Source organism: Vibrio pomeroyi (assembly GCF_024347595.1).
Lineage (GTDB): Bacteria > Pseudomonadota > Gammaproteobacteria > Enterobacterales > Vibrionaceae > Vibrio > Vibrio pomeroyi.
Window position 1 is genome coordinate 1313352 of sequence record NZ_AP025506.1, and the last position, 15086, is coordinate 1328437.

3 protein-coding genes are annotated in these 15086 nt (G+C 46.9%); all 3 read left to right on the top strand.

Annotation, left to right across the window (positions count from 1 at the left end; translation table 11 throughout):
* Positions 1–26 precede the first annotated feature (26 nt).
* The 3 genes from OCV12_RS05885 (at position 27) to OCV12_RS05895 (ending at position 15020) form a co-directional block, all read left to right on the top strand.
* Positions 27–10418 (top strand): DUF11 domain-containing protein, encoded by a 10392-nt coding sequence (locus tag OCV12_RS05885; RefSeq protein WP_261885929.1) that lies wholly within the window; start codon positions 27–29, stop codon positions 10416–10418.
* Positions 10419–10445: 27 nt separating this feature from the next.
* A complete protein-coding gene (locus OCV12_RS05890) occupies positions 10446–13961 on the top strand; it encodes a hypothetical protein (protein WP_261885594.1) in 3516 nt (1171 codons plus the stop codon).
* Between the two features lie 63 nt (positions 13962–14024).
* Positions 14025–15020, top strand: coding sequence for an OmpA family protein (locus OCV12_RS05895; protein ID WP_261885595.1), 996 nt, complete (start codon positions 14025–14027; stop codon positions 15018–15020).
* The last annotated feature ends 66 nt before the right edge of the window (positions 15021–15086 follow it).

A 15086-nucleotide genomic window follows, 5' to 3' on the forward strand; every position in this document is an offset into this window, starting at 1 on the left:
CCTATGCGGACACGACAGGCCTAGTCATGGATCTGTCTGTTGATAGTGCGTCTTACGACAATGACCAGCAGGTGGTTTACACGCTTGTTCTTACGAATGAATCGGATAGAAGCATCCATGATTTTGACGTTAAAGATGAGCTATTAGATATCTTAACGACAGATGATGAAGGGAATGAGGTTAACGCCTTTATTAAAGCGTCAATCCAAGCAGAGGCAACGCTTCTTTCATCGCCGGGCACTTACGATCGTTTGGGAAACTTAGAGGCGACTGACGTACGTATTACGGCGGGTGGCTCGGTGACCTATACGATGACCGCTACAGTCTCTAGTGATGCTGCGGGTACGATTGATAACGTCGCGAGTGCGAGTTCTGGACCTCTCTATTCTGTTGAATCCAATACGGAGTCCATTCAACGAGGTTTGTATGAACACGATGTTGTGGTGTCAGTAGATAAGGCAAACTACCAACTGAATAAAGAACTGACGTATTCGATCAAGGTATCGAATACTGGCGATACGGTGATTCGAACGCTTAATGTTCAAGATGCTATTTCAGATATCAAGACACTCGACATTGATGGTGTTCTTCAACAGGCCTTCACTAACAATGTGAATTCAGCCGAGGTCCAAGGCGGGGAAAGTGATGCCGGTAACTTCAGTTCTTCAGGGGATCTGTCAGTCACAGATGCGTCGATAGATATTGGCGGATCTATCACCTACACAATTCAAACGACCGTTGCCGACAAACTCGTCGGCGATATTGTTAATGACAACATAACGGCAGAAACACGAGATGCGCAAGTCACTGGGAATGAAATCACTACGCCACCCACAGCGCCCAATCTCACGCTCAAACATACCTTGAACCAAACAGAGAACTATCTTGTTGACGATGAGTTCTCTTACACGGTTACTGTAACCAACCAAGCAAATTCCGGTATCGCTTATCGCTATTCTGTTCAGCAGTTACTTGCTGACTTAGAGACCGACTTAGGTAACGACATAAGCAATGATAAAAATGCTACCGATACTGCGGGGAATCCTTACGAATCTTGGACCAATCAAGTTATTACTATTGGGCCAAACAGCACCTCTGAACTGGCCGCTAGCGGCGTTGAATCCAACCATTCACTGGATGATGTAGTCTCTATTTACCCGGGTGAAGAGATACTTTACTCAGTTGAAGTCGATGTCAGCCCTGTTTCAATTGGCGAAATTCCTAAAGTTATCGCCCGAGTAGTGGATGCTGAAGGCACGGCAGATTCTGCTGATGTAGTGACTAACCCTCTAGATACGCAAGAAGTTCTGAATTCTTCATCAAGCCAAATTACCCGCAACAAGAACACAACGGATACCACTTATGTCCCTGGAATATCGGGTGAAAATGAAGTGGTCTACGACATTGTTATCTCCAATAAAGACACTGAATTTTTCGCTAACGATGTTGAAGTGATCGACAAGTTCGCTTGTATCGTGACAGAGCAAGCCGATGGTACTACCGATTCTGCGTTTTCCGAGTGGAAGCTGGAAGTGGATGAAAGCAGCGGTGAGGGTTCTAACTATGGCTCATTTAATTATGGGGCTTGGACTACGAACGACATCAACCTAAAAGTCGATCTAGCACCTGAGGGCTTTGTTCACTACAAGCTAACAGCAAGAGTAGCAGATACCAGTGTGGGTCAAATTGTTGATGATGGTACCGATGCAGGTTTGTGTTTGGGAGATAACCTGGGTGAGGCGGGTTCTGGCGTGCAAATGCCAAACTCCAAGTTAAAAGTACAGAAGGAAGTGGACTCTCGTTACTACTCTGCAGGTGGCACTCTTAACTATGAAATCACAGTAGAAAACAACGGTGACGGCTACGCGATCGATGTGCCAGTATACGATGACATTGCATCAATCATGACCAAATCAATCACGGATGAGCCTACCAAAGCGTACTTGAGTTGGGTTGTGACGGCGAAATCTTATGGCTCTGATGACTTAGTCTCAATAAACAGTGACCCCGGTTTTAGCGGTGAAATTTCAGGTAATCAGAGTAATAAGAATATCTTAGATGTGAAGGCAAAGTTAGCCCCGCACGACAAAATCATCTATAGCATTGCAGCGGTGGTAAACCCGATTGCCGATGACGAGATTCGCAATGAAGTGACGGTAGATAGCGTGCTTTATTCCGACAGAGGTTCATACCCGAGGGACTACTACCTCGTATTGGATAAGCGTGTCGACGGCAACAATGAGCAAAGCGCGTACACCGACACGACTAAGGAAGTCACTTATACAATCAGTGTTACTAACCCAGAAGGGAATGGTTTCGCGTCTAACATCAATATTAAAGATGAAATCAGCACGATAGAGGCTGAGTTACTGCATGAGCCGGGTGAAACTAAGCCTGTGTTTAAATCTTGGACGATCACGGCTGACAGAGATGCGGCTTCTCCTTGGGTAAAAGCGGTCACCGATCCTGGAGAATTTTCAGATAACACTGACCTGAATGCCACGGCACAAATCCCACCGGGTGCAACCATTACCTATACCATTGTTGGCAAACTCGATCGTGACGTAGACAGTGAAATTCTGTGGGGCACGTTCACCAACACGGCAACAGTGACAGGCCTAGATACCAACTTGTCAGATACCGTTCGCACCTATCCTAGCGAACCAAACCTCGTGGTTGCTAAGACAGCTCAAAATACCGATTTTGTGGTCGGTGAGCGTTCTACCTTCGATATCTATATTTATAACCGAGGCGTTGGCTACGCAAATGACGCAACCGTAAAAGACAGTATTTCAGCGCTTAACTTTTTTGATAGCTGGACTGTTGCCGGTTCAACCAACACGGATAAACCGGGATCTCGCTACGGTGACATCGCTGACAACACAGACATCGATACTGATATGGATATCACTCCAGGAGGCTGGGTGCATTACGAGGTGACAGGTGTTGTTAAGTCTGACTATGAAGAAGATCAAGTTTCTAACCGCGTTGATGTTTATGACCCAATCACAGACCGTGACCACAGCTCTTCTGCGCAGATAGACAACTCGAACAGTGCTTACGACATCAATGTATCTTTGTCTAAAACAACCGATGTGGTTCGTTATACGCCGGGTGAAGATCTTACTTACACCATTGTCATTGGTAACAATGGTGATACCGATGAAACTGACCTTATCTTTATGGATCGATTGAGTGAGATCACCACTACGCTTGCCAATGATAAAGATGGTCAAGTGGAAGATCTTCTTGACCAAAATCCATTTGAATATTGGTCGGTTGATACTGGTTCGGGTTTCGGCCCGAATACCACTGATGATGTAGAGATCCCAATCTCAATTGACGCTAAAGATTTCGTGACTGTACGCATTAAAGCGCACGTAAAGGACAATGCTGTATCGAATGGTGTCGCAGATCGAGACGGCGGTATTATCCGTAACGAAGCGGTGTTGATCCATGCTGATAATGCGGGTTGTACTGAAGATTGCGAATACGCAAAACGTGCCGTGGCTGAAAACCATCAAGTCCACAATAACGGTACCGTGGTTCGTACAACCAACATCAACCGCTACTCTCCGGGTGATGAACTGACTTACACCATCAAATACAACTCTCAAGATGGTCACGGCTATCGCAACAACGTTGACGTTAATGAACTGATCAATGATATCTCGGTTGAGTTACAAGACGGCACATCAGGCAATCCATTCTTCGACGATGCGGTGGGTACCAACAAGTTTACGGTTGCGGTAGCTAAGAGTGACCCAGCAAATGCAGGCACAACCGATGGTACAAAAGACGGTAAGGTTGTGGATGACACCAATATCGTGACTTCGATTGATATCGATGCCGGCGAAGACGTGACTTACACGGTAACTGGTACTGTTAGGCCTGACGCCGTCGGTGATATTCACTATCGAGATACAGTAGTGATCCCTGATGACTACCACTTAGATTTTGATAAAACCACCGATGAAGTGGTGTATGAGCCGGCTCAGACGGTAACTTATCACTTGGTGATTGAGAATGACGGTAAAGGTAATGCTCATGACATTCCAATTGTCGATAACCTCAAAGATATTACCGTTGATCTCGTAGACGGCACGACTGGACCTGCGTATTCAACGTGGACTATTACCTCTATCGCAACGGGCACTGATTCTGAGTATGTCGATGCAGGCGCGGGCGCGGGCAACGTTTATACATCAACAGACAGCAACCTTAACGAAGAAGCCGATATTCCGATGGGCGCTAAGCTTGAATACCAAGTGGTTGCAACCATCAACGATAAAGCTAATGGCGATATTATCAATGTGCTGACTGTCGATGGAGATACTATCTCTCATGATATATCGCAAACCGTTCGTCAAATTGATTACGAAAAAAATATTCTGGACTACTACGATACCGATGGGAACAAGATTCCGGGAGCAACGAGCTACATGCCCGGTGGCTACATCGAATATGAAATCTATATCGAAAATATCGCAACAGCGCACGTTGATGATATTAGCCTTCGTGATGATATCGACCAGATAACGACTCAATACTACGACGGAACTCGCGGTCCGGCGTTTGATAGCTGGACCATTGAAACGTCTGCAGACAGTTCAGGGATCTCTGATCCTGATGTCGATAACTCGATCAAAGACAATCAACCGATTGATACGCACTTTGATATATCGGCAGACAACTTTGGCCGTGCAGTATCGTCATCGTTTGTGCGTTATGTCATCAAAGCCAAAATCAGTCCAAAAGCAGTGGGTTCATTCACTAACCGAGCGTATATCGATGAAGATGATGGCAACCAGTTCATTGCTGTTTCCCCACCAACGTCGATGTCAGAACCAGAGATAACATTCTCAAAAAAGGCGTTCTATGACGCAGGCTTCTCTTCGGCAAAGACTGAGTACTCTCAAGCTGCTGGTGAGAGTGAGGTTTATTACCGCGTTCAAATTAAGAACACGGGCAACGGCATTGAATATGGCTCTCATCTCGAAGATACCATCTCAGCAATTCAGACTCGCATTGCAGAAGATGCCTCGACTTCGGGCACTGACCCTGTCGGCCAGCCATTTTTGTCTGGTTGGGAAGTGCAGTTAGAAAAAACGGCCGCGGCAGGTTCGATTACAGACGCGGTTGACTTTGTTTCTGGTAACGACGTCAATATTGATAACGATATTGTTATCGCGCCTAAAGAAAGTCTAACGTTCACCATCCATGCTGATATTCGTGAGGATGCGTTGGGCGATATTCAGAACAAAGCGAATTATGACGGTATGGTTCGTACTGCGACTCTAATGCCACTAGGAAATAATATCAGTGTTGAAAAACGCGTAGTGTCGATTAACGACAACCCGTTCAATGATGGGGATACCTATCTACCGGGTGACGAAGTCGAGTATGAATTCGTGGTCACTAACCCTGAAAACGGTTGGGCTAATGATATTCAGATCAAAGACACGGTAAAGGATATTCAAGTTGAGGTTATCGGCGGAACAATGGAGTCTGCCTTTGTTTCGGGCGATATCACTCACGAAGTCAGCAATGGTATTGATGCTAACGTTGATACTTATGTTCCGAGCTATAACCCAAACAGTAACCTGAATATTGAAACCGATATTGCCGCAGGTGAAATACTGACGTTTAACTTAAGGGGTGTTATCCGTGATGACGCTTTGGGAACTATCGAAGCCAACCGAGTGACGGCAGAAAATGAGTCTGCGACATCAGAAACGATTCCACCACAAGCGGCTGAGCTCGACTACTTCAAAACTCTGGTATACACCGATGGTGATTCGGATGGCTGCTCAGTGCCTTCAAACGATGGTAGCAGCTGTACCTATGCACCGCGTGGTGATGTTGAATATCAAGTCACCTTAGATAATACGGGCGATAGTATTGCCAATGATGTGCGTGTTATCGATGCCATCCATACCATCAAAACCGAAGACGGCGATGATGCGTTCTCTGACTGGGCAACAGCGATTGCGGTTGAGCCGGTTGGAACTTATGACGTGCAGGGTAACTACAATGGCAGTGTGCCGCTGAATGCGACTGTCGATCTTCGCCCTGGCGAACGCATCGTGTTCGATGTCAAAGGCACGGTTTCAACATCGGCAACAGGCACCATTACCAATACGGCACAAGTGAACGGTGATAATACCAACGACATCGTACTTGACCCTGGTCGCTCAAATATCCTAATCGATAAGTGGACAGATACACCTACGTACACACCCGGTGGAACGGTGAATTATTACATCGACATTACCAATGACGATGTGGATTCTGGCCTATTCTCAATCCGCGACATCATTAGTGGCTTCGAAGTCGAAACTGTCGATGGTTCAATGCAAACCGCACTCACGGAGTGGAGCGTCGATTACGATGTTTTATACAACTCTGCACCATCGGATCCTGACGCGAATGATTTCTCAGAGTTAGATAAGCTCGTTGGGCAAAGCAGCCCAGACATCGATTTACCTGCTGAGTCAGTCAAGATGGCAGGGCGTGATGATTCGGGCACTGGCGGCGGTGACAAGTACACGGTTGTTCGAATCCATGTTGAAGGCAAGGTTCGTGATGACGCGATTGGTCGCTTTACCAATACTGCATATCTACGACATGGCTTGGACGATTCGAAAATCGCTCGCTTAAGAGAGGGCTACATCACGCCTCAACCGGGGCAGTTGGTGTTAACCAAAGAAACCACCCCGATTGCTGAGCCTGATGCTAAGTACCAACCGGGTCAACCTATCTCCTACAAGATTACCGTGGCTAACACAGGTGAAGGTTACCTTGTGGATCAATTCCTGACGGATCGTATCGATACCATCATGACAGAAGTGGCGAACAGCCCAGATCAAGAACAAGCCCTTACTGGCAGCTGGATCATCAGCGATGAACAGATTGATGGTAGTGGCGACCCAACATTGAATGCTCGCAAGGATGTGTCTAGTACTACTCAAGGTTATAGCGCCACTTACAGCATTCACCCCGGCGATAGCTATTCGTTTGTTGTCACTAATACCGTGAATGACAAAGCCAAAGGCGAGATCACTAACGTTGTTAAAGTGGCTAGCGATGATGGTGAATACACCGCAGACGCGACCTATATTCCAGAAGACGCACAAGTTGAGATCACAAAAGACGTTGATAAAGCCGAGTACCTTCCGGGAGAAACACTTCAATACACCGTGACCGTTAAAAATAACGGCTTAGGTTGGGCTGAAGACGTCGTAATTGAAGATGCGTTGAAGTCGGTGGAAACCACGATTGCTGGTGGTGAGACGAAGCAAGCCTTTGATCCTGCTTCAATCCAAATATCAGCTATTTCGACAACAGGTGAAACGCCCGTACCAGACGCAACCAGTGGTGAAGACCTCAACGAGACGCTCGATATCGCACCGGAAGACAGTATTGTGTTCACGGTTCAAGTAGCAACGAATGCACTTGCGACTGGCGATATCACCAATATGGCATCAGCGACCTTTGACGGGACAACTTTCAATGACTCGGCAACCAGTACACCTGTGTTGGCGACGGTTTCTATCGATAAGACTGTCGACACGTCATCTTATGAAGTGACCAAGCTGGTTAACTACGAGGTAACGGTAAGCAATAGTTCCGATGCTTTTGCCTCTGATGTTCAGCTGCAAGACATCATCAGTGATATTGAAGTGGATACGACCGCAGACAAAAAAGAGTCGGCATTCCTGATGTGGGAAGTGAGTTTTGAAACTTCAGATGACCGTACGGTCGTGACGCCGAAGACGTTTGAATTGAGTGAAGACATCGACGTCAACATGGATGTGGCGCCGCAAAGTACCGTGACATTCCATGTTAAGGCGTTGATTCGTACGACGGCGATTGGCGATATCAGTAACACGGCAACCATCACTTACAACGGTACACCACAAGACTCAACGGTAGTCATGACGCCGAAAGATTCTGAGTTTGTTGCGACGAAAACTAACGTACAAACTGAGTATGAGCCGGGTGGTGAGCTGGAGTTCTTGATCACTGTTGAAAACACCTCAAACAACTACATCAGCGACCTAAGTGTCGTCGATGACATGAGCACGATAGAGGTGAGCTATTACGATGGCACCACTGGGCCTGCTTTTGTTGCCGGCACCACGTCTTTGGTAGTTGAATCAACCACGGTAGGTACGACGACTGAGCAAATCAGCCCGATTGAATACAGTGTGGATATTGCACCGCACGGTACGGTTGTATTCCGCTCAAAAGGCACGGTAGTCGATACTGCAACGGGACGTATCATCAATACAGCACAAGTCGACGGCGGCGATGTGGTTAGTCCTCCAGTCAATACTGTTGCGGCGGTTGTTCAAGCTGAGCTCTATACAGACGCGCATTATTACGTACCGGGTGACCAAGTTGAGTATCACTTAGTGGTACAAAACATTGGCCGCGGTATTGCTAAAGATGTGGCGCTTTACACCCAGTTCTCTGAGTCAATGGGTGACTACATCGATGGCTCTCGCAGCAATGCTTTTGATGATTGGACACTAACAGCATCATCGGAAGGGGCTGAAACGCAACCGGGTACGTTCGATAACGATAAAGACCTCTTCACCTTGGTCGACATCGCGCCGGGCGGCAAGATTGATTACACCTTCACATTGACGGTCAACGAAGACATGTTGACCAATATCGATGTACTTGGTTACTACCTTGATTTAACCGGTAGCCCAACGATGCGAGCTCGATCTAAAGGCATGTTGGCATCAGAAGCCTCGATGCAGGCAGTAGCAGACCAAGTATCAGCTTTGGATCTACCGCCTGTGGGTGCAGATCTGATTGTCGAAAAGCGTTCAGACAAGCCTGAATACACCGAAGACGACGACAGTGTCACTTATTACTTAGCCGTAACCAACAATGGTTTAGGTAACGCAGCGAACGTGCGACTCACTGATGAGATCAGCGAGCTGCAAAATAGCGTTGGCAACAAAGTCTTTACTGACTGGACGATTGAAGGCGTGGAAGTCGATGACACAGGTGCAGTGATTCAGCGTCATAGCTACCCGTCGAGTAAAGACTTAGACACTACCGTTAACCTAAAGTCCCAAAAGCGAAATGCTTATGCGTTTGAAGTAGTGGGTACATTAGGCAAAGGTTTGGATGACGACATCACCAATACCTTCACGGCGACTGAATCGGACGGTACTGAAACCAGCGACAGCGTAACCACTCACATCAAGAAGATTCCTGACAATTCTGGGGAATTGGAGCTGACCAAGTCGGCGCTGCAAGATACCGCGCAAGTCGGTGATGCGGTTGAGTACGAGATCATCGTTGAAAACAACAATGAATCTTACTTTAAGAACGTGACGGTAGAAGACCGTTACCCAGGTGGCTTGAAATACATCTTGGACACGTCAGAAATCGTGTTGAGCGGTATTGATGGTGAGTTTGGTACGGAAGACGATCAGGTTCTTTCTCAAGAACCATCAGACACTGGCAAGCTGATGTTCACTTCGTTGAACTTTGATCCGGGCGAGAAGCTACGTATTCGTTACTTATTGCGAGTATCGGTAGGTGCGACCTTTGGTGACTATATCAACACCGCAGTCGCGAAAGTGGATGGCTCAGCAGTTTCCAATGAAGACACAGCCAAAGTAACCGTAGAACCGGACAAGGTGTTCGATACCTCATCGATCATCGGCAAAGTCTTTGAAGATCACAACAAAGATGGATTCCAAGCAGATGCCACTGCGTTCGATGTTGAGTTAACTGCGAACCTAGCAACACAAGGCTACATCGCTGATTCGACACACATCATTCGTGATGGACAAGACGTTGCTGTCGAAGATGGCGCAGTAACCAATGCTCTTGAGCAAGGTTTGGAGCTTGGCGACCTTTGGGGTCATTCAGTGAACCGAACACTGCCAGAAACCAGCAAAGTGGTGATTCAATTCAAGACTCGAACACAGCAGAGCTTTGATTTCTATGTCACGACCGATGCGGGCTCCCGTATCGAGTTTGATGCACAAGGTCAGATTCAGTTTAAGCATGAATCCGATAAGAAGAAGGGACTGAGCGCGGAAAACCTCAACGTAACCAGAAACCTGTATCGTGATGGCGAGGATTACCTGTGGGAAATCGTTATCGAGAACAAAGGTATTTACGAAGATGGTATTCCGGGCGTTAAGTTGATGACGGTTGAGGGAATCGTTATTTACACAGACCAGTACGGTCGTTACCACGTGCCCGACCAATGGGTACTCAATAAGAAAGGTAAGAACTTCCTCGTGAAGTTGGACACTGACTCGCTATCCACCTCAATGGAAGTGGTGAGCGAAAACCCGAAAGTGTTGCGAATTACCCCGAACAAGCTCACCAAGTTCAACTTTAGCGTTCATCGCAAAGAGCAAGAAAGTGAACAGAAGTAAGCCATTGGAACCGTATCTGGAAATTGTATGAAAGTATTTAGTAAGTCTCGTTTAGCAACGTGTGTGTTAGCTGCCATCCCTGTGATGGCGGTAGCGAAAGACACAGGTAAGCTTGAAAAACTCGGTTCTGAGACGACAGGCATTGAAATCACCAAGCCGAACCAAGACCAAGACAGCTCGCGTATATACTTAGAGCAAGGCGCTATTTGGGCAAGCCGTGATATCACTCGCTTTGACCCAGTATTAGATGTCAGTGTCAGCGATGAGTTGGAAGTTGAGCAGGGCACACTGCGAGACAGTGTCGGATTCACCATTACCACCAACTATGGTTACTACATCAAAAAGTACCAGTTAGAGGTGTACCGTGTCGGTGACTTTGGTTTGTCTGAGCCCATCGCTGTGCTTGATGGCGATAAACTGGCAAACGACTCTGATATCAATTGGGATGGTCAAACCGATGTTGACTACCAGTTTAAGGTCGGTGAGCAGTTGATGTTCCGCCTAAAAGCGTGGGACAAAGATGGCAACATGGACGTGACCACGGTTGGTGTGACGGATTTGGTTAAGCCAGACTCTGAAGTCGATATCGATCGCAACGATAACGACGATGAAGAGAGTAAAGACAAAAGCTACGGCCAAGCCAAGTTGATGCGTCATAACATTCCAACCAATGCGGGCTTAGCTAAGTTCATTGGTACCGGTTTAAAAGGCGTTGATAAAGTCATCATCGGTGAAGATGAATTTGACGTTGAAGACGGCAACTTATACGCAGAGCAGTACTTACCAACAGACTCCTACATTTTTCCAACCAAAGTTGTGTTTGATAACGGTGATGAGCGCCGCTACAAGCTTTACGTTCGTATCCCAGATACCTACTACGCACAAACGGGTTTGGCTGATCTTTATGTTGGTAAAAACAACGTTTCTGGTAACAGTGATGCATTGAGTGTCGATGACCAGTATCAAGACGACATCTATAACCAAGGGCGTTTAGCGTACTTTGGTCAAGGTAAATTCGGTGACAAGCTTCGCGTGACCACTCACTTCGATACTCGAGAAAGTGAGATAAAAGACATGTTCAAACATCCGTTCGCATCAGACGATTCGGATGTGTTTGATATTCTCGAAGATGACGATGAGCTGTATTACGGCAACTATGGTGACAGCTCAAACATCGAAAAAGTAGTCAATACTAAGGGTAAGGTTTACCTCAACGTAGAATACGATAAATCGCAGTATTTATGGGGTAACTACAACACAGGGTTGACCGGTACTGAGAACAACGATTACAACCGTAGCCTCTATGGTTTCAAGGCCGATTACCGTACTCGCGATACCACACAATATGGTGAAGATCGCTTGAACGTGGTTGGTTTTACGGCAGAAGCTGACTCCTTGTATGCGCACGATGAGTTCTTAGGTACGGGCGGTTCTCTTTACTTCCTTCGCCACGGTGAAGCGGTACCGGGAAGTGACAAGGTCTACGTAAAAGTAAAAGATGAATCTGGCCTAGTACAAAACGAAATTCCGCTTGAGCCGGGTGTCGACTATGACTTCGACCCGTACCAGGGTCGAATCATTCTGACCAAGCCACTCGACAATATTTTGTCTGACAGTTTCGGCAGCGTGATTGAAAACGGTGACGATTACGAAAACTTTCTGGTTGTCGATTATGAGTATGTTCCACAAGGTTCAGACTCGCTGGATGCGATGTCTTACGGTGGTCGTGCCAAGGGTTGGATTAACGATTACGTTGGTGTGGGTGTGACGTATGCGACTCAAGAAAAAGACAATCAAGACTACGAGTCTTACGGCACTGATTTAACGTTGCGTGCGACGGAGGGCACCTACATCAAGGCCGAGTTTGCCCGCAGTGAAGGTACTCAAACCGAGTCGAATTTTGTCTCTATCGATGGTGGTTTAACCTTTACGCCGATTGGCGACACGCTAGAAGACCGCGAAGGTGACAGCATTCAAATCACCGCAGTAACAAGCCTTTATGACCTTGCTCCAACGATCTTTGGTGCAGTAGGTAATGACCTGAAGCTTTGGTATCGAGACAAAGATGCAGGGTACAGTTACGCGAGCAGCAGCGACGACTTAGAACAAGAAGCCTATGGTGCCGAGCTTCGTTTGCAAGCGACCGACCGTTTGGCGGTGCTGTCTCGTTTTTCGACAAACGAAGAGCGCGATATCGACGGCAACTTAGAAGCGGATACTGAAACCATTGAGGTCGAGACTCAAGTGAAAATCACTGAGCACATCAAGGTGTCTGCAGCGGGGCAACAAACCGAAGAGCTGAACCAAAACGATGAGCAAAGCGATGCGACCTTAGCCGGTGTGCGTTTGGAATATATGTGGGACAGCGACAACAGCGTCTACATCAAAGGACAAACCACAGTCTCTCAATCGGATGACTACGACGAGAACGATAGCGCATCGATTGGTGCGGAATTCCAAGTATTGGAAGATTTGTCATTGGGTGGTGAATACACCGATGGCGACCGCGGCCAGGTTGCCGAAGCAACGGTGACTTATGATGTATCGGATGACCACTCCACGTACGTGACTTACGTTGATGATAACTATGAAGGTGAAAACAATGTGATTGTCGGTCAGCGTGCAGACCTGACCAGCAGTGTCGATTTCTACCAAGAGAACCAGTTCGTTGATGAAAACGATGGTCACGGCCGTATCGATTCGTATGGCTTTGGTTACGACGTGACGGAAGATGTCGAGATGGGCATCGGTTATCAGCTTGGTGAAATTGAAGATGACGAGAACATCACCACAGAGCGTGAGTCCATCAGCTTCAATGCATCGATTGACCTAGACGACATCACCCTAAGCCACAAATTCGAATATCGAGTGGACAAGAGTGAAGACGACCCAGAGATAGCCCAACGTGAGCTGCAACAAATCGTGACGACCAACCGTTACACGCATCACTTAACAGAAGAATACACGTTGTTTGGTAAGTACAACTATTCAATTACAGAGAGTGAAACCACTGGCGAAACCATGGCGCAATTTACCGAGGCGACGGGCGGACTTGCGTATCGTCCGATCTACAACGATCGACTCAACTTACTGAGCCGCTACACCTATATTGCAGACTTCGATCAACTGGATCGCGATGTGGATTATCAAGACGAAACTAGCCAGATAATTGAAGTTGAAGCGATCTATTCAATCGATCAGCACTGGGACGTCGGCACTAAATATGCGCATAAAGACAAAGAGCAAGCCTTCGAGCGAGCGTCTGGTGCGAATGAGATGGTCAAGAGCGACATCGACTTATACGGACTGAGTGCTTCTTATCGCGTAATGAAAGAGTGGGATGTCACGGGTGAGTATCACTGGAAAACCGACACACTCAATGATGAGTTAGAGCACGGCGCGCTGGTCTCTGTCAACAAGCACATCGGTGAAAACTTAAAAATGGGCATTGGTTATAACTTCTCTGCGTTTGATAGTGATTTAACCAACGATGATGATTATGACGCTTCAGGTGTGTTCATTAACTTAGTCGGTAAGATTTAAGCCAGCCCCAAAGAGGGAAGAGCGTAGAGAGTAGAGATTTTAAAGTTGAAGATTGAACGTAAAATGAAAATAACAATTGGCCTAGTCAGCGGCGTAATGAGCGCTTTGCTTCTTGCTGGCTGTGCAACCGACACCTATGTGAGTCAAGAAAATCGAGATAAGTTTGCCGGCTTAGATGTGTCTAAGTTTTTGATTAGCGAATGTTTAGCGCCTGAACGCGAAGTGCACATTGCGATTGCAGAGCACTTTGCTTTTGATAAATACAAACTGCGCGATCTCGACAAGATCAACCTAGATACCTTTGTCGAAGAGATCAGAGGCCTAAAAGGGCGCATCACGATCGTTGGACACACCGATTACAAAGGCTCGTTGGATTACAACCAGCGCCTTTCACAACGCCGTGCTAAGTCGGTCGCAGACTATTTGAAAGCGCACCTCGACCCAACGAGTTACGACTGGGAAGTGAAGCACCTTGGTGAGACTCAACCTCTATTGTTAGGCAAAACCGATAAAGATCGAGCGGAAAACCGCCGTGCGTTTATCGTGTTTGAAGAAGCTCAGAAGTACGAAGAGATGCCTTTCTGTGAACCACCAAAGCCTGAGCGTAAAGTGTACATGGCAATGACGCCACACTTTGATTTTGATAAATCAGTACTTAAGCCAGAAGACTTAACTCAGTTGGATGATTTCACAGCGCAATTAAGTGGTTTGCAAGGCAGCATCTTGGTCGCAGGACACACCGACCAAGCGGGTTCGGTTTCTTACAATGAGAAGTTAGCGGAGCGCCGTGCAAAAACAGTGGTTGAATACCTTAAAACTAAACTCGACCCGAATCAGTTCATTTGGGAAGTGAAGTCGTTTGGTAAATTGCAGCCAGCAATCAATGAACGTTCAGATAAAGCCGATGCGCTCAACCGTCGAGCGTTTATCGTGTTTAAAGAGTCGGATATTACTGCCGAGCAACAAATGCTTTCCGGCAGTCAGCAGCAGGCGCTTTCTGACAGTGAAGAGCAAGCTTTGACTATAGAGAGTAAGCAGGAAGCTTCAGCTGACAACTAATAAGTTGTTGTTAGATCTAGACTTAGTTGCAAAAAAGCCCCATGCATCGGGGCTTTTTTGCGCGAC

Bases quoted from the DNA above. Each gene is read 5' to 3' on its own strand.
- OCV12_RS05885 (WP_261885929.1), top strand. From the start codon at position 27: ATGGATCTGTCTGTTGATAGTGCGTCTTACGACAATGACCAGCAGGTG.
- OCV12_RS05890 (WP_261885594.1), top strand. From the start codon at position 10,446: ATGAAAGTATTTAGTAAGTCTCGTTTAGCAACGTGTGTGTTAGCTGCC.
- OCV12_RS05895 (WP_261885595.1), top strand. From the start codon at position 14,025: ATGAAAATAACAATTGGCCTAGTCAGCGGCGTAATGAGCGCTTTGCTT.